Annotated in this window: 24 protein-coding genes; 16 read left to right on the top strand and 8 right to left on the bottom strand. The window is 65.4% G+C overall.

The features are described 5' to 3' along the window. Positions 1 to 92: 92 nt before the first annotated feature. Positions 93 to 515 (bottom strand): alternative ribosome rescue aminoacyl-tRNA hydrolase ArfB, encoded by a 423-nt coding sequence (gene arfB / locus J5251_RS14175; protein WP_208574295.1) that lies wholly within the window; start codon positions 513 to 515, stop codon positions 93 to 95. Positions 516 to 612: 97 nt separating this feature from the next. On the opposite strand from arfB, the gene J5251_RS14180 reads away from it, so the two are divergent. Continuing rightward, positions 613 to 1,440: a VOC family protein gene (locus J5251_RS14180; protein ID WP_208574297.1), complete on the top strand. Its 828-nt coding sequence runs from the start codon at positions 613 to 615 to the stop codon at positions 1,438 to 1,440. Between the two features lie 53 nt (positions 1,441 to 1,493). On the opposite strand, the gene J5251_RS14185 is transcribed toward J5251_RS14180, so the two are convergent. Next, positions 1,494 to 2,963, bottom strand: coding sequence for an MFS transporter (locus J5251_RS14185; protein WP_244250676.1), 1,470 nt, complete (start codon positions 2,961 to 2,963; stop codon positions 1,494 to 1,496). Between the two features lie 71 nt (positions 2,964 to 3,034). Here J5251_RS14185 and hrpB point away from each other — a divergent pair, with 71 nt between their 5' ends. The 4 genes from hrpB (at position 3,035) to J5251_RS20530 (ending at position 7,467) form a co-directional block, all read left to right on the top strand. Next, positions 3,035 to 5,731, top strand: coding sequence for an ATP-dependent helicase HrpB (hrpB, locus tag J5251_RS14190; RefSeq protein ID WP_208574299.1), 2,697 nt, complete (start codon positions 3,035 to 3,037; stop codon positions 5,729 to 5,731). Positions 5,732 to 5,925: 194 nt separating this feature from the next. After that, positions 5,926 to 6,522: a DUF1992 domain-containing protein gene (locus J5251_RS14195; protein WP_208574301.1), complete on the top strand. Its 597-nt coding sequence runs from the start codon at positions 5,926 to 5,928 to the stop codon at positions 6,520 to 6,522. A gap of 28 nt (positions 6,523 to 6,550) precedes the next feature. Next, positions 6,551 to 7,033, top strand: a complete 483-nt coding sequence (locus J5251_RS20695; protein ID WP_432264403.1) for a 2-hydroxycarboxylate transporter family protein — start codon at positions 6,551 to 6,553, stop codon at positions 7,031 to 7,033. A gap of 80 nt (positions 7,034 to 7,113) precedes the next feature. Beyond that, entirely contained in the window at positions 7,114 to 7,467 is a 354-nt protein-coding gene (locus J5251_RS20530) for a 2-hydroxycarboxylate transporter family protein (protein WP_279633597.1), read from the top strand. A gap of 21 nt (positions 7,468 to 7,488) precedes the next feature. On the opposite strand, the gene J5251_RS14205 is transcribed toward J5251_RS20530, so the two are convergent. Further along, entirely contained in the window at positions 7,489 to 8,154 is a 666-nt protein-coding gene (locus tag J5251_RS14205) for an alpha/beta hydrolase family protein (RefSeq protein ID WP_208574303.1), read from the bottom strand. 120 nt (positions 8,155 to 8,274) lie between these two features. Between J5251_RS14205 and J5251_RS14210 the strand changes: the two genes are divergently transcribed. Beyond that, on the top strand, positions 8,275 to 10,455 hold the full coding sequence (locus J5251_RS14210; RefSeq protein WP_208574311.1) for an elongation factor G-like protein EF-G2: 2,181 nt from the start codon (positions 8,275 to 8,277) through the stop codon (positions 10,453 to 10,455). Between the two features lie 5 nt (positions 10,456 to 10,460). Here J5251_RS14210 and J5251_RS14215 read toward each other — a convergent pair whose 3' ends face one another. Next, positions 10,461 to 11,081, bottom strand: coding sequence for an L-threonylcarbamoyladenylate synthase (locus J5251_RS14215; protein WP_139003643.1), 621 nt, complete (start codon positions 11,079 to 11,081; stop codon positions 10,461 to 10,463). An 83-nt stretch (positions 11,082 to 11,164) separates the two neighbouring features. On the opposite strand from J5251_RS14215, the gene ligD reads away from it, so the two are divergent. From ligD to J5251_RS14230, 3 genes are read left to right on the top strand one after another with little or no spacing between them, the layout of a single operon-like run. After that, entirely contained in the window at positions 11,165 to 12,187 is a 1,023-nt protein-coding gene (ligD, locus tag J5251_RS14220) for a non-homologous end-joining DNA ligase (RefSeq protein ID WP_208574313.1), read from the top strand. Between the two features lie 11 nt (positions 12,188 to 12,198). Next, positions 12,199 to 13,506: a glutamine synthetase family protein gene (locus J5251_RS14225; protein WP_208574314.1), complete on the top strand. Its 1,308-nt coding sequence runs from the start codon at positions 12,199 to 12,201 to the stop codon at positions 13,504 to 13,506. Continuing rightward, entirely contained in the window at positions 13,496 to 13,732 is a 237-nt protein-coding gene (locus J5251_RS14230; RefSeq protein WP_208574315.1) for a hypothetical protein, read from the top strand. Before J5251_RS14225 ends, J5251_RS14230 begins: the two co-directional genes overlap by 11 nt. Here the strand turns inward: J5251_RS14230 and J5251_RS14235 are convergent. Beyond that, entirely contained in the window at positions 13,727 to 14,086 is a 360-nt protein-coding gene (locus J5251_RS14235; protein ID WP_208574316.1) for a nuclear transport factor 2 family protein, read from the bottom strand. The genes J5251_RS14230 and J5251_RS14235 overlap by 6 nt on opposite strands. A 197-nt stretch (positions 14,087 to 14,283) precedes the next feature. Here J5251_RS14235 and J5251_RS14240 point away from each other — a divergent pair, with 197 nt between their 5' ends. The 3 genes from J5251_RS14240 to J5251_RS14250 are packed head-to-tail and all read left to right on the top strand — an operon-like array spanning position 14,284 to position 16,290. Beyond that, positions 14,284 to 15,474 (top strand): inorganic phosphate transporter, encoded by a 1,191-nt coding sequence (locus tag J5251_RS14240; protein ID WP_279633627.1) that lies wholly within the window; start codon positions 14,284 to 14,286, stop codon positions 15,472 to 15,474. Then, the gene (locus J5251_RS14245) at positions 15,471 to 15,695 is read left to right on the top strand and encodes a hypothetical protein (protein WP_208574318.1); all 225 of its coding nucleotides are present in this window, start codon (positions 15,471 to 15,473) and stop codon (positions 15,693 to 15,695) included. Before J5251_RS14240 ends, J5251_RS14245 begins: the two co-directional genes overlap by 4 nt. Before the next feature lie 22 nt (positions 15,696 to 15,717). Further along, a complete protein-coding gene (locus J5251_RS14250) occupies positions 15,718 to 16,290 on the top strand; it encodes a dihydrofolate reductase family protein (RefSeq protein ID WP_208574319.1) in 573 nt (190 codons plus the stop codon). Between the two features lie 18 nt (positions 16,291 to 16,308). Here J5251_RS14250 and J5251_RS14255 read toward each other — a convergent pair whose 3' ends face one another. Further along, positions 16,309 to 16,791, bottom strand: coding sequence for a hotdog fold thioesterase (locus J5251_RS14255; protein WP_208574328.1), 483 nt, complete (start codon positions 16,789 to 16,791; stop codon positions 16,309 to 16,311). Here J5251_RS14255 and polA point away from each other — a divergent pair. The 4 genes from polA (at position 16,790) to rpsA (ending at position 23,385) form a co-directional block, all read left to right on the top strand. Next, a complete protein-coding gene (gene polA / locus J5251_RS14260; protein WP_208574330.1) occupies positions 16,790 to 19,561 on the top strand; it encodes a DNA polymerase I in 2,772 nt (923 codons plus the stop codon). The genes J5251_RS14255 and polA overlap by 2 nt on opposite strands. 216 nt (positions 19,562 to 19,777) lie before the next feature. Next, positions 19,778 to 20,389 (top strand): hypothetical protein, encoded by a 612-nt coding sequence (locus tag J5251_RS14265; protein WP_208574331.1) that lies wholly within the window; start codon positions 19,778 to 19,780, stop codon positions 20,387 to 20,389. A gap of 11 nt (positions 20,390 to 20,400) precedes the next feature. Next, a complete protein-coding gene (locus tag J5251_RS14270; RefSeq protein WP_208574333.1) occupies positions 20,401 to 21,711 on the top strand; it encodes a GNAT family N-acetyltransferase in 1,311 nt (436 codons plus the stop codon). Positions 21,712 to 21,903: 192 nt separating this feature from the next. Continuing rightward, entirely contained in the window at positions 21,904 to 23,385 is a 1,482-nt protein-coding gene (gene rpsA, locus J5251_RS14275) for a 30S ribosomal protein S1 (protein ID WP_208574341.1), read from the top strand. 80 nt (positions 23,386 to 23,465) lie between these two features. Here the strand turns inward: rpsA and J5251_RS14280 are convergent, their stop codons facing one another. After that, positions 23,466 to 24,593 carry a class I SAM-dependent methyltransferase gene (locus tag J5251_RS14280; RefSeq protein ID WP_244250677.1) on the bottom strand — a complete coding sequence of 376 codons (1,128 nt, stop codon included), beginning with the start codon at positions 24,591 to 24,593 and terminating at the stop codon, positions 23,466 to 23,468. Then, positions 24,586 to 25,266, bottom strand: coding sequence for a YigZ family protein (locus J5251_RS14285; RefSeq protein WP_208574350.1), 681 nt, complete (start codon positions 25,264 to 25,266; stop codon positions 24,586 to 24,588). The genes J5251_RS14280 and J5251_RS14285 overlap by 8 nt, the downstream gene beginning before the upstream one ends. Between the last annotated feature and the right edge of the window lie 27 nt (positions 25,267 to 25,293).

Here is a 25,293-nt window from a genome sequence, read left to right on the forward strand (position 1 = left end):
CGATCGGCTGTCCCAGCCACAGCAGCTGCGGGGCAACCGAAATCGAACCGAAAAATGTGCAGGCCCTGCCTGGTGATGTCGACCGGACGGCGCTACTCGGCGGACGGTCGCTTTCGTTGCTGTTTCGTCGCCCCACGCTGTTGCTTTGCTGCGAGGCGCCGGCGGTTCGATGCCCGGGTGGGTTTGGTTGCCCGGCGGCGAGCAGCTTCGGGAGCAAGACCTTCTGCCACCAGGTCGGCGAGCTTGGCCAACGCAATCTCACGATTGCGCAGCTGGGAGCGCCGCTCCGAGGCGGTCACCGTGATCACTCCGGCGATGAGACGTGTACCGAGACGCGTGACCAGCATCAGCCGTTGCACATCTGAAAGTGCTGCCGAGTTGACGACGTTCCACGACAGCTCGACGCGGCTGTCCGAAGTGTTGACGTGTTGACCCCCTGGCCCGGAGGAACGCGAGAACCGCCAGCTCAGTTCCGACGACGGAATCGTGAGTGCGCGCGATACCTCCAGATCCATGTAACCAGCCTTGCACAAGATTTGAGTTCCCCCGCTGTCGGGGAGTTCCCAGCCGCACCCTGAATGGCTAGGCTGTGCGGGTGGATTGGAGCCAGTCATGACCAAACGCACGTATCCGCCGGGCGTACCGTGCTGGATCGACACGGAGCAGCCCGACGTCCCGGCGGCTATTGATTTCTACGGCAGCATTTTCGGCTGGACGTTTGAAGATGTGATGCCTTCAGGAGCGCCGGACCGCTCTGTGATTGCCAAACTCGACGGACAGGATGTCGGCGCCATCGCCGGTCCCCGTAGCGGCGCCGCTGTGTGGAACACTTACGTGGCCGTTAACAGCGCGGACGCCGCGGCAAAGCGTCTGGTTGCCGCCGGCGCCGTCATCCGATCTGCGCCCGCCGATGCGGGTGAGGGCGGCCGCGGGGTGGCGCTGGTCGATCCGGAGGGCGTCGAGTTCCGTCTTTGGGAAGCCAGGCGGCGGCCGGGCGCTCAGCTGGTCAATCAACCGGGTGCATGGAATTTCAGTGACCTTCATACGGCCAATGTCGACGCCGCCATAGCCTTCTACGGCCCGGCGTTCGGCTGGCAAATAGAGGACATCGGCTTCGGCAGGATGATCCGCCGGCCCGGCTACGGCGACCATCTGGAAGCGACCATCGACCCTGGCATCAGAGCCCGGCAGTCGGAGATAGCCACCCCGGTAGGGTTCGAGGATGCAGTTGGCTGGCTCGCTCCGGTTAGCCCTGGCGAGGTGCCGCATTGGCATGTCACGTTCACCGTGGCCGATCGCGACCAGACCGTGCGTGACGCCGAGCGTCTTGGTGCCCAGGTCCTCGGGCAAGACGACAACGAATGGACCCGCAGCGCATTGATCCGCGATCCGCAGGGCGCGGAGTTCACCGCCAGCCAATTCGCGCCGACGGTAGTCTGAAGGAAATCCGGCATTGCGCCGAGGGGCGAGACGCCGTCGTCGTAATTCCCCGGTCAGTGGGTGGGGAGAGGCTCACCGCCCTGCAGGCCGGCGTGGTGGTCGGCGACGATTATCCGCCGCGCGATGATGGAGCCGATCAGCGAGGTCAGCGCGATGGCGAACAGCAGGATGGCCGGACCCAGCGAGCTTCCGCCCGTCATGGTGAGGATCCAGGCCGCGAGCGCCGGCATGAATCCGGCGATGATGCCGGAGATGTTCGCGGACAAGGCGATGGCGGAATAGCGCAGCCGGATCGGGAAGAGCTGGGTCAGCGTTGTTCCCACGGGTGCATACGGAATGGAGGCGAACCCCAGCCCCAGGATCATGGCCACCGTGATCGCCAAGGAACTGCGCGTGTCCACCAGCCAGAAGATCGGGAAGGCAACGACGACGGCGATCACGTAGCCGATCACCACCATTTTGGCCGGAGTGATCCGGTCTGCCACCTTGCCGGCGATCGTCATCGAAATGATCTGGGCGACGGCGCCCCAGGAGATGGCCGTAAGGATGACCGTGGGATCCAGCTCCAGAACTCTGCTGACATAGCTGATCATGAACGTGGTGAGCAGGAAGAAGCCGGCGTTGCCGAACAGATAGGTGCAGATGCCCACAACCAGACGGCCGGGAATGTGCCGGAAGATCTCCACCACCGGGATGGTCTTGTGCACCGCCGGTGCGGCGTCGGCGGCGGCACGGTAATCGGGCGTTTCGTCCACGGCCAGGCGCAGCCATACACCGACCGCCACAAGCACGATCGAAATCAGATAGGGGATCCGCCAGCCCCACTCGAGGAACTGGTCCCCGGTCCAGGCCACGACGCCGGCCACGATCAGGCTGGACAGCAGTGTGCCGGTGGGCGAGCCGAGCTGGACCACGGCGCCGTAGAAACCGCGCTTCTCCGGCGGCGCAGACTCGACGGCCATCAGGGTGGCCCCGCCCCATTCCCCGCCCGTTGCCAGTCCCTGGACAAAACGCAGCGCGGCCAGCAGGATCGGGGCCACGATGCCCGCCGTCTCGAAGGTCGGCAGCACGCCGATGAGGGCGGACGCCACACCCATGACCACGATCGTTATGACGAGGATGCCCTTGCGGCCCAGCCGGTCGCCGAAATGGCCGAAGACCAGGGCGCCGAGGGGTCGGCCGATAAAGCCTACGCCGAAGGTCAGGAAGGCCTGGATGGTCCGCAGCGCCGGGTCGTCGCCGCCGAAGAACAACGGGGCGAAGACAATTGCGGCGGTGGTACCGAACAGGAAGAAGTCATACCACTCCAGGGAGGTCCCGACGTAAGAGCCCCAGAGTGCTCTGCGCGCTTTTTTGGGGTCCGTCTGGATGGGGGCCAACGGCGCTGCATCATCGGTTTCTCCGGGAATGTGGATGTGCCGATGGTGCAGGTGGCCCGACCGCCCGGGATCGGAGGGAGGCGTTGTATTCAAGGTTCCGTCCTTAATCGTCGTCGTAACGGTCTTCGGCAGCGGTTGTGCCACTCATGATGCTCCTTTGCTCCGGGTAACGGAAGAGCGGGACCCCTGCAACAGGACCAAGGCACAATGGAGGCGTGACTTCTGCGTACTACCCCTCCTCCGGCCCTGCAAACGGCCCCGGCTCCTTCGACCTGGCAGCCATCGGCGCCGGTCTGGTCTTTGCGGAGTCGCTGGGGGAGCTAACCGAGGCGATTAGGGCGGAAGGCCCGGCCGGTTCCGCCGTGGTGCAGGCTCCTCCCGGTACAGGCAAGACCACGTTGGTGCCGCCACTGCTGGCGAACCTGGTTTGGAACAGGGCAGGACACGGAGCCCGGGACAAGGGAAGCCTTCCCCGAGTCGTGGTCACCCAGCCGCGCCGCGTTGCCGCACGCGCGGCTGCCCGTCGTCTCGCCGCACTGGACGGCAGCCGGCTCGGCGACCGCGTCGGGTACACGGTCCGGGGTGAACGCCGCACCGGCCCTGGAACCCTGGTCGAGTTCGTCACCCCGGGCATCCTGCTGCGCCGCCTGCTCGCGGATCCGGGGCTGGAAGGCACGGACGCGGTGATCCTGGACGAGGTCCATGAACGCGGGCTCGAGACAGACCTGCTGCTGGGCATGCTCGCCGAAGTCCGCGAACTGCGCGGCGACCTGACGTTCGTGGCCATGTCCGCCACCCTCGACGCCCCACGGTTCGCCGCTTTGATCGGCAAGTACGACGGCGCGGGGCCGGCTACCGTTGTCGACTGTCCTTCCGCACTCCATCCCTTGGAAACAGTCTGGGCGCCGGCAGCGGTGGCGCGGCTGGACGGACGCGGCGTCACCCGCGCCTTCCTGGACCACGTCGCGGATACGGCGGCGGCGTCGCACCACGAAGCGCTCGCAGCCGATCCGGGGATTGATGCCTTGGTCTTCGTGCCCGGCGCCTGGGAGGTTTCCCATGTCGCCACGCGCATCCGGAACCGGCTGCGCGATCGGGGAGCGGGGACCGAGGTATTGGAGCTGCACGGGCAGGCCGGTCCGGCGGCCCAGGACCGGGCAGTCTCCGGCCGGGAGCCGGGCGGACCGCCACGGATCATCGTGTCCACGGCGCTCGCCGAATCCTCGCTGACGGTTCCGGGCGTCCGGCTGGTGGTCGACGCGGGTCTGTCGCGCGAACCCCGGCGGGATGCCGCCCGTGGCATGTCCGGGCTGGTCACCGTGTCCTGCTCCCGCGCGTCCGCGGAGCAGCGCGCCGGTCGCGCCGCCCGGCAGGGCACCGGAACGGTGGTGCGTTGTTACGACCAGAAGACTTTCGGGGCTGCGCCGGCGCACCGGACGCCCGAGATCATGGCCGCGGACCTGACCGGTGCGGCGCTGGTCCTGGCCTGCTGGGGCGCCCCCGGCGGCCAGGGGCTCGCCCTGCCGGACGATCCTCCCCGGAATGCGATGGATGAGGCCGTCGAAGTGCTGCGCGATCTTGGCGCAGTGGAGCCCTCCGGGCATGCCACGGAGCTGGGCAGGACTCTCGCCCGGATTCCGGCAGATCCGCGGTTGGGGCGCGCCCTGCTGGATGGCTCCGCTGTGCTGGGCCGCTCCGCGGGGAAACGGACTACCGCGGCGGAGATTGTCGCTTTGGTCACCGGCGATCTGCGAGCGCCGGGCGCGGACCTGACCCGGCTGCTGTCCGCGCTGCGTTCGGGACAGGAACCCGCAGCCACGCGCTGGGCAGAGGAGTCGCGGCGGTTGGAGGGAATCGTGCGCGAGGAGAGTTCCGGCGTCGTACTTCCCGGGGAACCCTCGGAGCCGGTGCCGGAGGGCGACGCCGTGGGGTTCGTCGTCGCACTGGCGTTCCCCGACCGCGTGGCCCGCCGCGTTCCGGGCAGCGGACCGGAACAGTATCTGCTGGCCTCCGGTACCCGGGCCGGCCTGCCCGCCGGCAGCCCGCTGGCCGGACACGAATGGCTGGCCGTTGCGGAGGTATCCCGGGCGCAGGGGCGTGCTGCGGCCGGAACCGGCGCCGTGATCCGTTCAGCCGCACCGCTGGCGGCGGAGACCGCAGAGGCGGCAGCCCGGCACTTGCTGGCCGACACAGTGGAAGCCTCCTTCGCAAACGGCAGGGTGACGGCCCGGCGGCAACGCAGGCTAGGCTCCATTGTGCTGTCCTCGACTCCGATCCGGCCCCCGTTGGCCGAGGGGCGTGCGGCTGTCGTGCGGGCACTGGAGCAGGACGGACTGTCGATTATCGGTTGGTCGACGACGGCGGACGCCCTGCGCCGCCGGCTCGCTTTGCTGCACCGCGAACTGGGCGAACTCTGGCCGGACGTTTCCGACGAGGCGCTTATTGCTCGGCTGGATGAGTGGTTGGCGCCGGAGATCGAGGCCCTGGCCGGTGGTACCCCGGCGAATGCGGTCAATCTGACGGACCCGTTGCGGCGGCTGCTGCCCTGGCCGGAGGCGGCACGGCTCGGCGAACTGGCACCCGAGTCGCTGGAAGTACCAAGCGGTTCGCGGGTGCGGATCGCCTACCCCGAGCCAGGGGACGGCGAGGGCCGGCCGGTGGTGGCGGTCAAGCTGCAGGAGTGTTTCGGGTGGGCGCGGACGCCCCGGCTGGTGGGTGAGCGGGTGCCCGTGTTGTTCCACTTGCTCTCGCCCGCAAGACGACCATTGGCGGTAACGGACGACCTTGCCTCATTCTGGTCCGGGCCCTACGCGCAGGTACGGGCGGAAATGCGCGGCCGCTATCCGAAGCACCCCTGGCCGGAGGATCCCTGGACTGCGCCCGCGACGGCACGGGTCACGAGGAAAGCCTGACGCTTTGCACACCGTGTCCTTAGCTGGAAACGTCCCAGCCGAGCGCCTCCGCCCAAAACCGCCCGCCCCTATACCTCGGCAACCCTCGATATAAAGAGGCATATCAGGCCGTCCGTTGCCGGTGCCGCAAGGTGCTGGGACGATAGAGGCATAGAAAATCGGCGCGGCGCAGGCACCCAAGGCGGTGGCAGATAATGGGCGGAATGACCTCCGGCGAGCATGAGCGCAGGCTGGCGCGCGCGGCCGAGCTGCGCGCCGCACGCAACTCCGGTGGCCAGGCCCGCGACGTGGATGAGGACGGGGACGAGGAAGGCCGCCGCCAACGCAACAAGATCAGCAATGCGGCCAAGGCCGACTACCTCATCCGCGACGCGATGGCGCGCGGTGAATTCGACAATCTGGAGTACGCGGGAAAACCGATCCCGGGGCTGGGGGAGCGCTACGACCCGGACTGGTGGATCAAGGGCCTGATCCAGCGCGAAAACATCACCGGGCTGGGACCGGCAGCCATCATGCTGCGCACCGAGGACGCCGAGCTGGACCAGGTGCTGGACAAGCAGTACACAGAGAAACAGGTCCGCGAGATCGTTGAGGACTTCAATACCCGCGTGATCGAAGCCCGGCGCCAGCTGCTCGGGGGACCGCCTGTCATTACCAAGACCAGGGATGTCGACGGCGAAGTAGCCCGTTGGCGCGAACGCAAGGCAGCCCGTGCGGCCGCTGCCCCCGTCACGCCGGAACCGGAAATCAAGCGTCCCTGGTGGCGGCGGATCTGGAGCCGGCCGAGCTAAAGGGCACGGGCGTGGGAGCTACTTCTCGATGATCTTGAGGATGAAGGGCGCGATGACCGTGCGGGGCCCAGCCGATGAAGTGACCGCCGTCGGAGACGATCTGGCGGTTCGCCGGCAGGATGGTGTCCAGGGCGGCCATGGCGCTACGCGGATCGAGCCTGCCGTCTACCGCCCGCCCGGTGCCTTCGTCCCGCTGGAACGTCATCCGCGAGTTCCGGGCATCTTCCGCGGCGACCTGATGTCCGCCGTGGTCCTGGCCAATGTTGTCTGCATTCTTATCGCGGGCATTTACAACGGGCTTGGGAAACGCCTCAAGCAGTTATTCGTGGGGTTCAATGGCCACGGCGAGCTGATGCGCATCAAGGGCACCGCGGGCGATCTCAGGACCCCGAAGAAGCGTGACGCCTCCTCCTTCATCGCTCTGGGCAAGGGGCTGGCCATCGCCTCGGTCCTCTTCGTGCTCGGCGAGCTGCTCGGCGCGCACTTGGAGTTCCTGCACCCGTACGCCTGAACCATCATCACCGCTGCAGCCCTTAAATTTTCGGCCTGCTGACCAAGGACCTGGAGGACTCCACGTCCGACTGGGGCGAGATGATCGCCTCCGTGCTGGTGCCCGCTCTGCTGGTGGGCGTCTCCATCACCTACATCAAGATCGACGAGGTCCTCTCCTCAATGAATAATCCGGTGTTCATCGTGCTGACCATCGCCACGGTCATCGTCGCCACACTCTCCTCCGGCTTCCTCGGCTGGCTGGTGAAATTCCACTTCGTCGAGGCGGCGATCACGCCCGGCCTGGTGATGGCGGACACCGGCGGATCCGGCGACGTGTCCGTGCTCTCCGCGGCCAACCGCATGCACCTCATGCCGTTCGCGGCGCTGACCAACCGGGTCGGCGGGGCGTTGGTCCTGTTCGTGACCGCCCTGCTGGTCCCGTTCATGGGCTGACAAGAGTCCTTTGCTCGCGGCCTAATGGTGAGCGGCCAGGAACGCCGCGGCAGGTTCCGCCAGGGAAGCGCCGATCTGGTCGGCGCTGCGCTTCAAGCCCGCGACCTCGAAGGAATGGCCGCCGCCCTCCAGCCACTGAAGCGCAGCAGTCGCGCCGATGCGGGAAACAACGGTTTCAAGGAGTTCAGGTGTGGCGAACGGATCGCGGGTCCCTTGGAGGAAAAGCATTGGCAGGGTCAGCCCGTAGAGATGCTCGTCGCGGAGCTTCTCCGGCCTACCCGGCGGATGCAGCGGGTAGCCAAGGTAGACCAGTCCTGCTGCAGGCATACCTTCGGCAACGGCCATTGAGGCCATGCGCCCGCCGAAGGATTTGCCGGCGGCCCACACGGGCTCGCCGTGCGATTCCGCGGCGGCAAAGTCCATGGCGGCACGCCAGGCGGCGATTGCGGCCGGCGGGCGGTCCGGAAACTTCCTGCCTGCCTCGCGGTAGGGGAAGTTGAAGCGCAAGGTAGCTACGCCGTCGTCATTCAATGCCCGGGTGAAGCCCAGCAGGAACGGATGTTCCATGCCGGCGCCCGCCCCGTGGGCAACGACCATTGTGGCCAGCGGGTTCTCGGGCCGGGCATAGACGCCCGAGACTGGTGTCTCGCCGACGGGGATGCTGACGGGGGTTTCGGAGGTGGCCATGTATCCATCATGCTGGATGCGCCGCCCAACCCTTGCCGTTTCCGCTGCCGCGGGTGTCGAATCTAATCACAGGCAATGGGGCAGAGGTGTCTGGGGTTAGGTGAGGGCAGGGGAGATGTCATGTCGGTAAAAGGCACAAACGGTCCGGGGAAGGGGCCCGGGCGCGCCGGGACGGCGCTGCGGCGGTCGGACGGGTCCACTGCGATGCACGCCGAGCGGCCGGAGGAGATCCGCAATGTCGCACTGGTGGGGCATTCGGGGGCAGGGAAGACGATGCTCGCCGAGGCATTGCTGGCTGCCACCGGTGCCATCGCCAGGATGGGTTCCATTGCCGACGGGACGACGGTCAGCGACTCGGACCCCGCGGAGATCCACCAGCAGCGGTCGGTGGCTCTGTCCGTGGTTCCGGTGGTTTTCAGCGACGTCAAAGTGAACCTGCTCGACACGCCCGGCTACGCGGACTTCATCGGCGAGCTGCGGGCCGGGCTGCGCGCTGCGGATGCTGTGCTGTTCGTGGTTTCGGCCGTGGACGATATCGATGCTGCCACCATCGCACTGTGGAAAGAGTGCGAAGAAGCCGCTATGCCCCGGGCAGTGGCGATCAGCCGGCTGGATCATCCCCGGGCCGATTACTCCCGGGCGCTCGCAGCTGCCCAGCAGGCATTCGGCGATGCCGTTATGCCGCTCTACCTCCCGGTGGGGGCTGGCGAAACGTTCACGGGATTGCACGGGCTGCTCTCGGGCATGGTGTCGGAATACCCGGCCGGGGAGCTGCAGCCTGTCCAACGTGCCGCGACCGAGGACGAACTTGCCGCGGCGGAATCCGCCCGAGGTGCGCTGATCGAGGGGATCATCGCCGAGAGCGAGGACGAGACGCTGATGGACCGCTATCTCGGTGGTGAGCAGATCGCCGAGGAAACCCTGGTCGCGGATTTGGAGACCGCCGTGGTCCGTGGTTCCTTCTTTCCGGTCATTCCGGCTTCCGCTGAAACGGGCGTGGGCACGGCCGAGCTGCTGCGGGTGCTCGTCCAGGCTTTCCCCTCGCCGGTTGAACGCGAGCTGCCGGCGGTGATGAACCTCTATGGGAAGCCGGCCCGGGCGCTGAACTGCGACCCTGCGGGTCCGCTCGCGGGCGAGGTGGTGCGGACCAGCACTGATCCGTTTCTGGGCCGGGTCTGCCTGGTGCGCTTATTCTCCGGTACTTTACGCGAGGACACTGCTGTCCACGTGAGCGGGCACGGTCTGGCCGAGCGAGGCCACCAGGACCATGACAGCGACGAGCGGGTCACGCATCTGCACGCTCCGGTCGGGTCGGCATTGCAGGCCGTGCCGTTTGCCGTGGCGGGGGATATCTGCGCGCTGACCAAGGTCGGCAATGCCGAAACCAGCGACACGATCTCGGCCAAGGACACGCCGTTGCTGATCGAACCGTGGTCCATGCCGGAACCGCTGCTGCCGGTGGCGGTCGAAGCCGCGTCGCACGCTGATGAAGACGCCCTTGCCCGCAGCCTGGCGAAGGTGGCATCGGGGGATCCGACGCTGCGGGTCGAGCGCAACGCCGAGACCGGCCAACTGGTGCTGTGGTGTATGGGTGAAGCCCACGCGGACGTGGTGTTGTGGAGGCTGGCCGACCAGGGCGTCCAGCTGCAGACGGTCAACGTCATCACGCCGCTGCGGGAGACCTTCGCCGAGCCTGCCAAGGGGCATGGGCGGTACGTCAAGCAGTCCGGCGGCCACGGGCAGTTCGCCATCTGCGACATAGAAGTCGAACCCCTCGGACGCGGAGCAGGGTTCGAATTTGTCGACAGGGTCGTCGGTGGCGCCATTCCCGGGCAGTTCATCGGGTCGGTGGAGAAAGGACTTAGGGCACAGCTGCTCAAGGGCGTTTCCGCGGGGTTTCCGGTTGTGGACATCCGCGTGACGCTGGTGGGCGGCAAGGCGCACAGCGTCGACTCCTCGGATGCCGCCTTCCAGTCCGCCGGGGCGCTGGCCTTGCGGGAGGCTGCTGCGGCGGCACGCATTCAGCTGCTGGAACCGGTGTCCGCTGTGACCGTCATGGTGCCGGACGAATACGTCGGCGCAGTGCTCAGCGACTTGTCTTCCCGCCGCGGCCGGGTGACAGGAACGACGTCGGTGGGCGGCGACCGTACTGAAATCAGCGCCGAAGTGCCGGACGAGGAATTACTGCGGTACGCCATCCAACTGCGCTCGCTGACCGCAGGCACCGGCAGCTTCCGGCGCGACTACCTGCGGCACGAGCCGGTGCCTTCCAATGTGACGCCGGCAGCTGTGGGCGCCTAGGACCCTTACTCGAACCGGGAGGGATCGCCCATGCCGCGACGGACAACCTCGGCACCGCCGCCCGAGAAGTCGATCACGGTGGTCGGCTCGGCACCGCAGTCCCCGGAGTCGACCACACCGTCGACCACGTGTTCCAGGCGTTCCTTGATCTCCCACCCCTGCGTCAGCGGCTCCTCCTGGCCGGGAAGCAGCAACGTGCTGGAGAGCAGCGGTTCGTTGAGCTCGGCCAGGATGGCATGGACCACTTTGTTGTTGGGAATGCGGACTCCCACGGTCTTCTTCTTCGGATGCAGCAGCCGGCGCGGAACTTCCTTTGTCGCCGGCAGGATGAAGGTATAGCTGCCCGGTGTGACCGACTTGATGCTGCGGAAGACGTCATTGTCGATCAGGACGAATTGACCGAGCTGGGAAAAATCCTTGCAGACCAGGGTGAAGTGATGCTTGTCATCAAGTTGGCGGATGGTGCGGATCCGCTCCAGCGCCTGCTTGTTGCCCAATTGCGCGCCCAGCGCATAACAGGAATCCGTGGGGTATGCGATCAGCCCTCCCGACTGCACCAGGTCGACGATCTGCCCAACGGTGCGCGGCTGGGGGTCCTCAGGATGAACATCAAAGTATCTGGCCATGGAACGAGCTTACGGACCAAGGCCGGCAGATGCACTCGCCGGAAGTGGGTGACGGCCGCTGTGGTTGTCGGTATGTTGTTCCCATGGCCAGCGAAGCAACGACGCTCATCGTTAAGGGACCCCACGGCGAGCGGGATATGCGCATTTCCAGTCCCAGCAGAGTGTTATGGCCCGAACTGGGCCTGACGAAGCTGGACCTCGCCCGTTACATCGCCGACGTGGGCGAGGCATTCGTCGCCGCAAACGGGGACCGGCCCGTCTCCCTCCAACGGTATCCGGAGGGGATCGACGGCGAAATGTTCTTTTCCAAGAACCCGCCCAAGGGTGCGCCCGAATTCGTACGGTCCGTGAAGGTGGTCTACCCCAGCGCCAGATCGCACCCCCAGCTGGTCATCGATGAACCAGCCGCCGCCGTCTGGGCCGTGCAGATGAACACGATCGTCTTCCACCCCTGGCCCTCGCGCGCCGGGAACTCGGACAATCCCGACCAGCTGCGCATCGACCTCGACCCGCAACCCGGGACCGACTTTGACGACGCCGTTCCCGCGGCCCTGGAACTTCGATCGGTACTCGCCGAAGCCGGACTGACCGCCTTCATCAAGACGTCAGGCAACCGTGGGCTGCACGTGTTCGCGCCGATCGAACCTACCCGCGAATTCCTGGACGTCCGCCACGCCGTGATAGCGGCCGCCCGCGAGCTAGAACGCCGCATGCCACAGCAGATCACCACCAACTGGTGGAAGGAAGAACGCGGAGAACGGGTCTTTGTGGACTTCAACCAGGCCAACCGGGACCGGACCATGGCCGGTGCCTACAGTCCGCGGGCCTTGGCCCATGCCCCCGTTTCCTGTCCACTTGAGTGGGACGAGCTGGAAACGGCGGACCCGAAGCAATTCACTATCGCCACGGTGCCTGACCGGCTCAGAACCATCGGCGATCCGTGGGCGGACATGCACGCCAGTCCCGGCACCATCGACGTGCTCCTGAAATGGTGGGAACGGGATCTGGCGGCAGGGCTCGGTGAGATGCCGTTCCCGCCCGATTACCCGAAGATGCCGGGTGAGCCGCCGCGGGTACAGCCGAGCCGGGCGAAGAAGACGAGCTAGAGGCGTTCGGGATGGTTGCGAACGAGCTGGCGTTCATTGCAACGAACGATCTGTGCGCGACCACCCGGGGCCGTTCGATGCCCTTGCCGGAACTGGATATGGAAACAGGCTGTGGCTGGGTTCCGGCGAATCTGGGCGTTCATGCCTTCGGGCAAATAGCCCGGGACAGTCCGTTCGATGCCACCGGTGATCTGCGGTTGATGCCAGACGAGCGCTCGCTCACACGGTTCGACGGGATACCGGGCAGACCGCCCATCACTGTGCTTCTTGCTGATATCACCCACCTGGACGGCTCCGAGTGGTCCTGTTGCCCGCGCACCTTCCTGCGACGCGCCATCAGGGACCTCAGGGAGGAAACCGGACTGAGCGTTTTTGGCGCGTTCGAGCACGAATTCATGCTGGTGGCCGACGACGCGCCGGAACCGCCCCTGTCCCTGCAGGCCATGCTCCGGGCCGAACCGTTGGGGACCGAACTGGTGGGAATCCTCGCGGCTGCCGGGCTGCAGCCTGAGAACTGGCTCGCGGAGTACGGCGCCCACCAGTACAAGATCACGGTCAAGGCCAGCGATGCCCTGACCGCCGCCGACCGTGCGGTGCTGCTGCGTGACATCGTTCGGAATCTTTTCCACGCGGTTGGCAAGCATGCCAGCTTTGCGCCGCTGCTGGATCCGGACAGGGTGGGAAATGGGGTCCATGTCCATTTCAGCCTGAGGGACCTGGACGGTAGGCCCGTGATGCATGACATCACCCGGCCAGGCGGTCTATCGGCAGCCGCCGGGGCCTTCGCAGCCGGAATCATCCGCCATGCCCCGGCGATCGTCGCCTTCACCGCCGCCAGTGAAGTCTCCTACCTGCGGCTGGCACCCAACCGTTGGTCTGCCACGCACGCTTTTCTGGGCAACCACAACCGCGAAGCCATGATACGGGTGTGCCCCACCATCCAGACGGGTGGGCGGACGCCGACGTTCCAACTGAACCTCGAGTTCCGGGCCGGAGACGCAACCGGCAACCCCTGGCTTGTCTTGGGGCTGCTGATCCGGGCCGGATTGGAGGGAATCCGGCAAGGACTGGAAGCACCCGCCGTCCTGGACCGCCCGGTGCAAGAGTTCAGCGACAAGCAGCTGACGGCCGCAGGTATCGCACGGCTGCCGGCGTCGCTGCCGGAAGCATTGCAGCATCTCGGCTCGGACCAGGTTGTCCGTAAATGGTTTTCCGAAGACTTCCTGAAGGTATTCCACGCCGTCCGGGAGGATGAACTCCGCCTGCTCGACGGCCTGGACCCGGCAGCAAAGTGCAAGTTATACGCCGATGTCTATTGACCTGGGGGATGAGCCGGACGGCCATGCCCTGATGGACGGCGTACCGCTCATTGACCACCACTGCCATGGCGTTGTCAGCACTGACCTGGACCGGGTGTCCTTCGAAGCCCTGGTGACCGAATCGAACCGGCCCGCACCTCAGGGCACAACTACCTTCGACTCGCAGCTCGGCTTCGCCATCCGACGTTGGAGCGCGCCGGTGCTGGACCCGGAGCAGCTGTTATGAAGGGTTGCTCTGGTCCATCCACCACTCGGTGAAGGCTTGGGCCCTGCCCTCGGCCGTTAGCTTGATCACCCACAGATTGCTGTAGGTCGGCCCGTCCCTGTAAACCGTGGTGCCCTGGATGATCGACACGTCCGGGGTGGAGACCAGTTCGGACCATTCGAAGGCCGTGTTGCCCGGCTCATCCTTCTTCTCCAGCCACCCGGCCACGATCTCCTCGTGTCCCCGCCACGGTTTTACCCACGGATCGGTCCGGTACTCGGCGTCTTCGGTGAACAGTGCGCGGATATCGTCCGGCTTATTCGATTCCCATGCCTGCCTATAGCCCGTGATCCATGCCTCAAGATTGCCGCTCATGGACCAGTTGTACTGCCCGCGGGTTCGCCCCACAAGCCCAAGGATCCGCCGCTTCGCTGACCTACGCCAGCCGGACCGGGGTTTGTCACCGCCCCGGCGGCATCTACAATCGGTAAGCGCCGCACCCGCAACTGAACCAATCACGACCCCCGGGTGAACGGCAGATGAACTTTCCCGCTGACCAGATTGGGCACCAGGTGGATCTCACCTTAATGGTCGTGCTTGTCATAGCACTGGCCTTGTTCTTCGACTTTACGAACGGCTTCCACGACACGGCGAATGCGATGGCAACCCCCATTGCCACCGGTGCCATCAAACCCAAGGCTGCGGTCCTGCTGGCGGCCATCCTGAACCTGGTGGGCGCCTTCCTGTCCACCGAAGTGGCGCAGACCATCTCCGGCGGGCTGATCAGGGAAGGCGATGGCGGAATCCAGATCAGCCCCGTCATGATCTTTGCCGGCCTGATCGGGGCCATTGTGTGGAACATGATCACGTGGCTGTTGGGGCTGCCCTCGAGCTCCTCGCACGCCCTGTTCGGCGGCCTGATCGGGGCCGCCATCGTCGGTGCCGGATTCGCCGCGGTGGACTACGGCGTCGTTGTCTCCAAACTCCTGCTTCCGGCCGTGCTCGCGCCGCTGATCGCCGGCACCGTGGCCTACCTGGGCACCAAGCTGGCGTACGCCATTACCCGGCGGCAGGGAAGTTCTGCTGCGCCCAAACGCGGCGGCTTCCGCTATGGACAGATCTTCTCGTCGTCGCTGGTGGCGCTGGCGCACGGCACCAACGATGCACAGAAAACCATGGGCGTCATTACCCTGGTGCTGATCGCCGGCGGCTTCCAGTCGGCCGGCAGCGGCCCGGTTTTCTGGGTGATTGCCGCCTGCGGCCTGGCCATCGCCTTGGGCACGTACTCCGGTGGCTGGCGGATCATCCGCACCATGGGCTCGGGGCTGACCGAGGTGAAGCCAGCGCAGGGTTTCGCCGCCGAGACCTCCACTGCGTCCGCCATTCTGGCGTCGTCGCACTTGGGTTTTGCGCTCTCCACCACGCAGGTGGCTTCCGGCTCGGTGATAGGTTCCGGGCTGGGACGCAAAGGGGCGAAGGTGCGCTGGAACACCGCGGGCCGGATCGGTATCGGCTGGCTGCTGACCCTTCCTGCCGCCGGCGGCGTCGGTGCACTGGCTGCTTGGGTGGCCCACCTCGGCGTGGCGGGCATCATCATCGACACAGTCGCGGGAATCCTGATCATCCTCGGAATGTACGTCGTTTCCCGACGGTCCAAGGTCGGCCATGACAACGCCATTAGCGACGTGGACCAGGCAGGCGAAGTAGTCAAGATCAAGCGCAAACGCAAGAAAAAGAAGGACCGGCTGGAGGCAGGACAATGAGTATCGACTGGTTTGCTTTTGTTATTGTCGCCGTCGCCACGCTGGTGGCTTCCATGACCGTGGTCGGGTTTTACGGGCTGGGCGTGCGTCTGCTGGCGGTAGCCACGGACGCCGCTCCAACGCGGCAGCCCGCGGTTCGGCTGGGTGCCTACGCCTGTTTTGCGGTGTGCGTTGCCGCCGTGCTGTACGGCATCTATCTGATTGTGCCTGCTTTTCACTAACGAACCGGGCTAGCATGGGCCCATGGCACGCACGCTCTACTACGTTGCAAGCTCGCTGGACGGGTACATCGCCGACGAAAACGACAAGCTGGATTGGTTGTTCCGGTTTAACGACGCCGAAGGCGTAGCAGACACCTACAAGTCCTTCATCGCCGGGATCGGCGCCATTGTCATGGGCTCCCAGACGTACAAGTTCATTCTGGACCAGGGCGGTGGCGATGCCTGGGAATACGGTCAAATGCCTACCTGGGTCTTTACGCACCACGAACTGCCGGGCATCGCCGGCGCGGACATTACCTTTGTCCGCGGAGACATCTCGCTGTTCCACGCGAACATCGTTGCCGACGCCGGAGACAAGGACGTCTGGGTGGTCGGCGGTGGTTCCCTGGCCGCACAATACCTGGATGCCGGGCTGCTGGACGAGTTGATTGTCACATACGTGCCGGTCGCCATCGGCAGGGGAAAGAGCCTGCTGCCCGTGGGGTCGGCGACGGAACCTGCCCAGCTGCTGGGATCGCGGACCCTGGGCGCCGGCATGGTGGAACTAAGCTACCGCTTCACCACTGGCGGACCCCGAACCGAAGCGGATCAGTAGACGCGGATAGTCCCTGCTTTAAGCGTGGTCCCGGATCATGTTGGTGATGCGGGCGGTGGAAAGCCTGCGCCCCTGGTCATCGGTCATAACCACTTCGTGGACCGTCAGCGTCCGGCCCAGATGGATGGCGGTGGCCGTACCGGTCACCAGCCCCGCGGCCGCGGCACGGTGATGGGTAGCACTGACCTCGATGCCCAGCGCGTGCCGGTCAGGTCCGGCGTGGATGGCAGCGGCGAAGGAGCCTAGGGTTTCCGCCATCACCGTATGCGCGCCCCCGTGCAGAATCCCGGCCACCTGCGTATTGCCCTCGACCGGCATGGTGGCCACCATCCGCTCGGCGCTCATGTGCGAAAAAACGATCCCCATTTTCACTACCAAGGCACCAACGCCCATATGCCGCAGCCACGGACGCAGCTCCACTGGCACCCCTGCGGAAACCAGCTCGTCAGTCAAGTCCGGTGCTGCCGCCGGCACCGCTTCCGGTGTGAAATTGTCGCTCATGGGAACTAGGCTGGCACCTGTGAGTGAAACTAACAAACCGGTGTCCCCGGCCGGCGATACGCTGACGGCCACGGCTGCAGCCCTTGAAGAAAATTCCAGCCAGGAACGAAAGCGGCTGCTGGTCATCGACGGCCATTCCATGGCGTTCCGGGCGTTCTACGCCCTGCCGGCGGACAAATTCTCCACCGATACCGGGCAGCACACCAACGCTGTGTACGGTTTCACCTCGATGCTGCTGGTCATGATCCGCGAGCACAAGCCGACGCATGTGGCGGTGGCCTTCGACCTTGACACCCCGACGTTCCGGGACCAGGAGTACAGCGAGTACAAGGGCGGCCGGAGCAAGACTCCGCAGGAATTCCACGGCCAGGTGGACCTGATCATCAAGCTCATGGAGGCCATGCGGATCCCCACCATCTCCATGGACGGCTTCGAGGCCGATGACATCATCGCCACCCTTGCCACCCAGGGCGAAGCGGCCGGCTGGGATGTGCTGGTGGTCTCCGGCGACCGGGATGCGTTCCAGCTCATCACGGACAACGTGACCGTGCTCTATCCGAAGAAGGGCATCAGCGACATCCCGCCCATGGATGCCGCGGCCGTGGAGGCCAAGTACTTCGTTTCCCCGTCCCGCTACTCGGATCTGGCGGCGCTCGTCGGCGAGACCGCGGACAATCTCCCCGGCGTACCGGGCGTGGGTCCAAAGACGGCCGCTAAATGGATCAACCAGTATGGCGGGCTGGACGGCATCCTGGAGAACCTGGATGCCATCGGCGGCAAGGTCGGTGAAGCGCTCCGGGCCAATGTCGAGGAGGTCAAGCGCAACCGCCGGCTCAACCACCTGCTCAGGGACATGGACCTGCCGGTCAACCTGGAAACCATGCTTCTGCAGCAGCCGGACCGGGATGCCATCGAGGAACTCTTCGATGCCCTCCAGTTCAACACACTGCGCAAGCGGCTGATCGACACCTTTGGCGGCGAAGAGCAGGAGGAGGACACCGAGGTCCACGCACCGCAGCACGTGGTTTTGACAAGCGAGAAGGAACTGGATGACTGGCTGGACAGCACCAACCAGCTCCCGGTTGCCGTGCAACTGGTCACCGAGCAAACCACCGCAGGGGACGACGCCGTGGGGCTGGCCTTGGTGAGTCCCTCTGCTGCCGCTTACGTTGCCTTTGAAGGCCTCGACGCCGACGCCGAGCGCCGGCTCGCCGAGTGGCTGGAGGATCTGGATGCGCCCAAGGTGATCCACGATTTCAAGTCGGCCTACAAGCTGCTCTCCGTCCGTGGCCTTGAACTGGCGGGCGTCATTGATGACACGGCGATCTCCGCATACCTGATCCAGCCGGACCGCCGCAATTATGATCTGGCCGACCTGGCGCAGTACCACTTGAAGCTGTCGGTAGCGTCGGCGGCAGCGTCCGGTGGCGGCCAACTGGAGCTGAGCCTTGGCGAAGACGACGTGGCGGCTCCAGCCGTCGCAAAAGCATTCGCCTCGCTGGAACTGAGCGAACACTTTGCCGGCCAGCTCATCGAGCGCGGCGCGAACCAATTGCTGGCCGGGCTGGACCTGCCGCTGTCGTGGGTGCTTGCCCGGATGGAGCTGGACGGTATCGCCGTCGCCGTAGACAAGCTGGACGGCCTGCTGGACGGCTTCAGCTCCACCATCAATGCTGCCAGTTCGGAAGCTTTCCGGATCATCGGCAAGGAGATCAATCTCGGTTCGCCGAAGCAGCTCCAGACCGTCCTGTTTGACGAGCTGGAACTGCCCAAGACGAAGAAGATCAAGACGGGTTATTCCACGGACGCGGACGCGCTGAACGATCTGATCGCCAAAACGCAGCATCCGTTCCTGGTGCAGCTGCTCGCTTACCGGGATGCCAGCAAACTCAAGCAGACGGTCGAAGGGCTGAAAAAGTCCGTGGCGGAGGACGGCCGTATCCACACCACGTACGCGCAGACGGTGGCGGCCACCGGGCGCCTGTCGTCGAACAACCCGAACCTGCAGAACATCCCTGTCCGTTCCGAAGAAGGCCGCCGCATCCGCGAAGTCTTCATCGTGGGCGAGGGCTACGAAACGCTGCTCACGGCGGACTACTCGCAGATCGAAATGCGCATCATGGCGCACCTCTCCGGCGACGAGGGACTGATCCAGGCCTTCCGCCAGGGCGAGGACCTGCACAGGTTCGTCGGCGCCCACATCTTTGGCGTGGCCCCGGAAGAGGTCACCAGCGAGATGCGCGCCAAGGTGAAGGCGATGTCCTACGGCCTCGTGTACGGCCTGAGCTCCTTCGGGCTGTCCAAACAGCTGAAGATTTCGGTTGACGAGGCACGGACGCTGATGAAGGACTACTTCGCGCGGTTCGGCGCCGTCCGGGACTACCTGCGCGGCATCGTCGAGCAGGCACGCAAGGACGGTTTTACCTCCACGATTGAAGGCCGCCGCCGCTACCTGCCGGACCTGAACAGCGACAACCGCCAGTTGCGCGAAATGTCGGAACGCGCCGCCCTGAATGCGCCCATCCAGGGCTCGGCAGCGGACATCATCAAGAAGGCCATGCTCGGTGTCGATGCCGGGCTCAGAGCCCACAAGCTGTCGTCAAGGATGCTGCTGCAGGTGCATGACGAATTGGTGCTCGAGGTCGCCCCGGGGGAGCGCCAGATTGTGGAGAAGCTGGTGCGGGAGCAGATGGCGGCAGCAGCAGAGCTGACTGTTCCGTTGGACGTGTCGGTCGGAGTCGGCAGCAACTGGAACGAAGCCGGCCACTGATCCGGATGGCTGAAGCCGGCCGCTTGGGCCGGCTTCAGCGGTGCTGTCAGCACCGGCCCGACAGGGGCTGCGGCTCTCATATTTGTCTCATTTACTGGCGGTAGGGTTTCGCTGATCGTTGAAGCCGGCCATGCCAGGAGAATTCAATTGCTTTTCGGCCAACAGCCACCTGCCCGCACGGCCGTCCGCTTACTTCTGCTGGCTACAGGCCTGATCATGGCGCTGTTCGCAGCCGTGTTCGCCCTCCACTACGTGGTCCCACTGGAGGAAGCGAAGGAATTCGTGGACATCGGCGCCGAGGCCAACCTGCCTACCTGGTGGAACTCAGCGCTGCTGTTCCTGGTAACCGCGCTGGCGGCAACCTCCGCGCTGGCTGCGGACGGCAGGACACGCTTCTCCTGGACAGTAATTGCGGCGGCGGCCGCCTACCTGAGCCTCGACGAAGCAGCCCGGCTGCACGAGCGGCTCGCCCGGCCGCTCCTCGCCGCAGGGTTGGACACCCCGACCTACCCCTGGCTCGTGCTCGGGGCGGTCGTTGGGATTGCCGGCGCCATTGTGCTGTTCTTCGCCGGGCGGTCGTTGCCGCGGGAAACGGGACGGCGCCTCGCCGTGGGGCTGGGCTGCTACGGTGCGGGCGCACTGGGTGTCGAAGCGTTCAACGGCTGGATCCGTCAGAACGGCCCCGATTACGTCTTCTCCGCGGGGTTGATCCTGGAGGAAGGTCTGGAGATGTTGGGCTGCATCATCGCTGCCGGCGCCATCGCTGATTGCCTCGCGGGGCGGCTGCAACGGTCCCAGGATCTGGTGGAAGCCGAGAATGCCCACTAGGCTCGAAGACCGTGGACACCAACGCGGCTACCGCATCCTCGACTCTGCGGATTGAACAGTTCCCAGCGGATACTGAGGGCGGCATTCCCTCGTCCCGCTTCCAAGGCTGGTTCGACGCCGTCGACGCAGGTTTCCATGAAAGTTCTCCCGATGCGGCGCACCTAGCCGAATATGCGAAGGGCTACGCTGCGGACAACCGCGTGTTGTGGGGAGTTTACGACGACGAGCCCCGCCCCGGCGTGTGGAGTCCCGATATCCCGGTGGCCACGTACGCCACTATGGTCAACAGCATGAATGTCGGCGGCGGCCGCCTGCTCGATGCCCACCAGATCACCGCCGTGACGGTCCGGCCCACCCACCGCCGGCGCGGACTGTTACGCCGCCTGATCACCAGCGATCTCGAACAGGCTGCCCGCTCCGGTCTGGGCATCGCCGCACTCACCGCATCCGAAGCGACGATCTACGGGCGCTTTGGTTTCGGGGCAGCAACTTTTACCCGCGAGGTGGAGGTGGACGTCCAGGAGCGTTTCGGCCTCCGGACGCCGCCGGCCGGAACGGTCGAGATGGCGGACCCGGCCTCCCTGCAGCAGCTCGGGCCCGAGATCTTTGCCCGGTTCCACGCGAGTACTCCAGGTTCGGTGGCCCGGCAGTATGCCTATGCGAAGAGAATCTCGGGCCGATGGGGGCACGACAAACCGGAACCAGACAAATCGATCCGGGCGGCCGTTCACTACGACAGCAGCCGAACTCCCCAGGGGTACGTGAGCTACCGGTTCGCCGGTTGGTCCAAGGAACCGTACACGATGAAGGTCGTGGATCTGGTAGCAGCCACCGGGGAAAGCTACCGGGAACTGTGGCGGTATCTGGGCTCCATCGACCTGGTGCAGCGCATCAGCTGGTCCCTTGCCCCGGTGGAGGATCCGTTGCCGTGGGCGCTGCAGGACGGCCGGGGATACGCGGCCAAATCAGCCGAAGACGTGCTCTGGCTACGTATTCTGGATCCGGTCCATGCGTTCCAAGCGCGTCATTACGACGGTGAGGGCCGCCTCGCGCTGGAGATTGTTGATCCGCTCGGGCTGGCTGCAGGGCGGTTCTTGCTGGAGGCCGCCGGCGGAAAGGCACGGGTGCATCCACTGGCACCGGACGACGCGGTGGATCTGAGCGTTGACGTCGATGTGCTGGGTTCGCTCTACCTCGGCGGCGTCAGGGCCGGAACCCTCGCAGCCGCCGGCAGGCTGCCCGGTGCAACGGAGGACGCCATCGGAAAGCTTGAGCGGATTTTCACCACCAGGGCACAGCCGTACTGCATCACGCACTTCTGAGTAGCGCTTTGACCACAGTTGGCCCAAGCGGCTAGACTTATCGGGCGCGTAATGCGTACGCACTACCCTTTTATTAAAGTCCACCTCCGGACGGTCAAAAACCGCAAGGCTGCAGCTATTTTGTGCTGGTGCCGAACGTGGAGTCAAACCGTCCGGAACTAAGAAATCTATCCACATCGGAGCCCCTACTACATGACCATCACCTCCACCGAGAAGCCCGGTACCCCTCAGGTCGCCATCAACGACATTGGTACCGCCGAAGACTTCCTCGCTGCCGTCGACGCCACCATCAAGTACTTCAATGACGGTGATCTCGTCGAAGGTACCGTCGTCAAGGTTGACCGCGATGAAGTTCTGCTCGACATCGGTTACAAGACCGAAGGTGTCATCCCGTCCCGCGAGCTTTCCATCAAGCACGACGTTGATCCCGGCGAAGTTGTCGCCGTAGGCGATCAGGTTGAAGCCCTTGTCCTGACAAAGGAAGACAAGGAAGGCCGCCTCATTCTCTCCAAGAAGCGTGCTCAGTACGAGCGTGCCTGGGGTGACATCGAGAAGGTCAAGGAAGAGGACGGCGTCGTCACCGGTACCGTCATCGAGGTCGTCAAGGGTGGTCTTATCCTCGACATCGGCCTGCGCGGCTTCCTGCCCGCCTCCCTCGTCGAGATGCGCCGTGTGCGCGACCTGGCTCCGTACATCGGCCAGAAGATCGAAGCCAAAATCATCGAGCTGGACAAGAACCGCAACAACGTGGTGCTCTCCCGCCGTGCATGGCTCGAGCAGACCCAGTCCGAGGTCCGCTCCACCTTCCTCAACAAGCTGGAAAAGGGCCAGATCCGTCCGGGCGTCGTTTCCTCCATCGTCAACTTCGGTGCATTCGTGGACCTGGGCGGCGTCGACGGTCTGGTTCACGTCTCCGAGCTGTCCTGGAAGCACATCGACCACCCCTCCGAGGTTGTCGAAGTTGGCCAGGAAGTCACCGTCGAGGTTCTGGAAGTCGACCTGGACCGCGAGCGTGTCTCCCTGTCGCTGAAGGCCACCCAGGAAGATCCGTGGCAGACCTTCGCCCGCACCCACGCCCTTGGGCAGGTTGTTCCGGGTAAGGTCACCAAGCTGGTTCCGTTCGGTGCGTTCGTCCGCGTTGAAGACGGCATTGAAGGTCTGGTCCACATCTCCGAGCTGGCCGTCCGCCACGTTGAGCTGGCCGAGCAGGTTGTCTCCGTTGGCGACGAGCTGTTCGTCAAGGTCATCGACATCGACCTCGAGCGCCGCCGCATCTCCCTCAGCCTCAAGCAGGCCAACGAGGGCGTTGACCCGGAGGGTACCGAGTTCGACCCGGCCCTGTACGGTATGGCTGCCGAGTACGACGAAGAGGGCAACTACAAGTACCCGGAGGGCTTCGATCCGGAGTCCAACGAGTGGCTTGAGGGTTACGAGACCCAGCGTGCCGCTTGGGAGCAGCAGTACGCTGATGCCCAGTCCCGTTGGGAATCGCACAAGAAGCAGGTTGCCCAGCACCTGCAGGAAGACACCCAGGCTACTTCCGAGACCGGCGAATCCGCTGCAACCAGCTACTCCTCTGAGCCCGCTCAGACGGAGACCGCCAGCACCGGTGGCGGAACGCTCGCTTCGGATGAGGCCCTCGCCGCACTGCGCGAGAAGCTTACCGGCAACTAATTCCGCCTGCCCTAACGGGTAAGCAGACAAAAGAACCCCTGTCCTCGGACAGGGGTTCTTTTGTCTGCCGAACACCTCCTCTAGGGCCGGCGGGTACTGACCGTTACGGTGAACTTCGGGTTGCGGGCGACCTCGCGGGTCGGCCCGACCAGCCGGTTCAGAGCCTGCTTGTATGCGAGATGGCTGTTCCACACCGTCCACAGCTCGCCACCGGGAGCGAGCACCCGGCCGGCGTCGGCGAACAGCTTCAGGGCGATGCCGGCATGCACGGCGTTCCCGATATGGAACGGAGGATTGAGCACAATGAGTTCCTCGGAGGAGTCAGCGAGGGCGGACAGGGCATCGTCCCGCCGGACGGTCACGCGCGCGCTGACACGGTTTGCCTCCGCGGTTGCCCGGGCCGAGGCGACGGCGGACGAGGACTGGTCCGTGGCCAGGACAGCCAGGTCCGGGCGCGTGAGTGCGAGGTACGCGGCTATCGTCCCGTTGCCGCAGCCCAGATCCACGGCCCGCCTGGCAGCTCGGGCACCCGCCAGCGCCGGAAGCAGGAACCGGGTGCCCACATCGAGCTTGGCGCCGCCGAAGGTAGCGCCGAAGGCGACGATCCGCATCGGGGCCGGCAGCCCGACGTCGTAGACTTCCTGGAGCGGGAAACGGGTGCTGACCTCGGCGCGGGGCGCGGCCGCCGTCAGTACCCGGGCCTTCTGCCGGCCATGCCCGGCGCTCACCGACGAGAATGCCGTTCCCAGCACCTGGTTCATGGCGGGCGACATGTGTTTGTCGCGCCCGCCTGCGAGCACGGTCACGTCGGGCGCCGCCCCGACGGCGATGAAAGCTGCCGTTTCTTCAAGGGCGTCCAGTGACCTGGGCAGCTGCATCAGCACCAGCCGGGTGCCCGTAAACAGCTCCCGGCCCATGGCCTGGTGGGTAAAGCCTTCGAGTTCAAGCGCGCGGGCATTGTTCGCCAACGCCTGTTCGGCAGAGAGTGGATCCTGATGGACCCGCAGTCCCGTGAAACCTGCGGCGGCCAGGGACAGAGTCAGCGCCCCGTAATGGTCGTTGACCACGGCGATCTCGTTGCCCTGCAACCCGGCCAACACTGGGGCCGCCGTGTCGAGCAGCAGCCGGTCCGCCGCATCCGCCGCGTAGAGGTTCTCCGCCTCCACGTCGGGCCAGCGGCGCAAGCGAGCCAAGTCCAGTTCAGGCAAGATCCACCCACTCGGTGCCACGCGGCACGGCTGGTTCTCCGCCCGCGGTGAGCGAAGCAAGCTGCTCATGGAAGCGGGCCAGCACCTCGGGTTCGTCCGCACGGGCCACTTTGATATCGACTCCGGCCTCCCCATAGTCGCTGCCGAGCACGGTCACGCCTGCGGCCCGCAGTTCGTTCTCGAGCCGGCCGGCTTGGGCGTGCTCCGCAGCGACTGCATACAGCTGCATGCGCAGCCGCGGCACTAATCGAGTGGAAGCCACGGCCTGCGACACCGACTCCGAGTAGGCGCGCACCAGACCGCCGGCGCCAAGCAGGATACCGCCGAAATAGCGTACGACGACGGCCGCAACGTCGCTCAGGTCTGTCACCCCGGGCGCTGTCTCGCGTTTGGTCAGTGCTTCCAGCATCGGGAGGCCGGCAGTACCGGAGGGCTCGCCGTCGTCATTGGAACGTTGTACATCGCGATCCGGACCAAGGACAAACGCAGAGCAATGGTGCCGGGCATCGTGGAACTCCTTGCGCAGGCCAGCGACAAGGTCCCGGGCGGCTTCCTCGGTCTCAACGCGGCGAAGCACCGTAATGAAGCGGGAACGCTTGATCTCGATTTCGTGCCGGTGCTCGCCAGCAACGGTCGTATAGCTGGTTACTGTGGACTGGGAGGCAGGATGCACTCAACCAGCCTAGCGCGACGGTGTCCG

This window comes from Arthrobacter crystallopoietes (genome assembly GCF_017603825.1).
GTDB lineage: Bacteria > Actinomycetota > Actinomycetes > Actinomycetales > Micrococcaceae > Crystallibacter > Crystallibacter crystallopoietes_B.

Coding starts and splice junctions, on each gene's coding strand:
- J5251_RS14230 (WP_208574315.1), top strand. CDS start 13,496: ATGTCTATTGACCTGGGGGATGAGCCGGACGGCCATGCCCTGATGGAC.
- J5251_RS14245 (WP_208574318.1), top strand. CDS start 15,471: ATGAGTATCGACTGGTTTGCTTTTGTTATTGTCGCCGTCGCCACGCTG.
- J5251_RS14255 (WP_208574328.1), bottom strand. CDS start 16,791: ATGAGCGACAATTTCACACCGGAAGCGGTGCCGGCGGCAGCACCGGAC.
- ligD (WP_208574313.1), top strand. CDS start 11,165: ATGGCCAGCGAAGCAACGACGCTCATCGTTAAGGGACCCCACGGCGAG.
- J5251_RS20695 (WP_432264403.1), top strand. CDS start 6,551: ATGATCTTGAGGATGAAGGGCGCGATGACCGTGCGGGGCCCAGCCGAT.
- polA (WP_208574330.1), top strand. CDS start 16,790: ATGGGAACTAGGCTGGCACCTGTGAGTGAAACTAACAAACCGGTGTCC.
- J5251_RS14180 (WP_208574297.1), top strand. CDS start 613: ATGACCAAACGCACGTATCCGCCGGGCGTACCGTGCTGGATCGACACG.
- J5251_RS14205 (WP_208574303.1), bottom strand. CDS start 8,154: ATGGCCACCTCCGAAACCCCCGTCAGCATCCCCGTCGGCGAGACACCA.
- J5251_RS14215 (WP_139003643.1), bottom strand. CDS start 11,081: ATGGCCAGATACTTTGATGTTCATCCTGAGGACCCCCAGCCGCGCACC.
- J5251_RS14195 (WP_208574301.1), top strand. CDS start 5,926: ATGGGCGGAATGACCTCCGGCGAGCATGAGCGCAGGCTGGCGCGCGCG.
- J5251_RS14235 (WP_208574316.1), bottom strand. CDS start 14,086: ATGAGCGGCAATCTTGAGGCATGGATCACGGGCTATAGGCAGGCATGG.
- arfB (WP_208574295.1), bottom strand. CDS start 515: ATGGATCTGGAGGTATCGCGCGCACTCACGATTCCGTCGTCGGAACTG.
- rpsA (WP_208574341.1), top strand. CDS start 21,904: ATGACCATCACCTCCACCGAGAAGCCCGGTACCCCTCAGGTCGCCATC.
- J5251_RS14225 (WP_208574314.1), top strand. CDS start 12,199: ATGGTTGCGAACGAGCTGGCGTTCATTGCAACGAACGATCTGTGCGCG.
- J5251_RS14265 (WP_208574331.1), top strand. CDS start 19,778: ATGGCGCTGTTCGCAGCCGTGTTCGCCCTCCACTACGTGGTCCCACTG.
- J5251_RS20530 (WP_279633597.1), top strand. CDS start 7,114: ATGATCGCCTCCGTGCTGGTGCCCGCTCTGCTGGTGGGCGTCTCCATC.
- J5251_RS14210 (WP_208574311.1), top strand. CDS start 8,275: ATGTCGGTAAAAGGCACAAACGGTCCGGGGAAGGGGCCCGGGCGCGCC.
- J5251_RS14250 (WP_208574319.1), top strand. CDS start 15,718: ATGGCACGCACGCTCTACTACGTTGCAAGCTCGCTGGACGGGTACATC.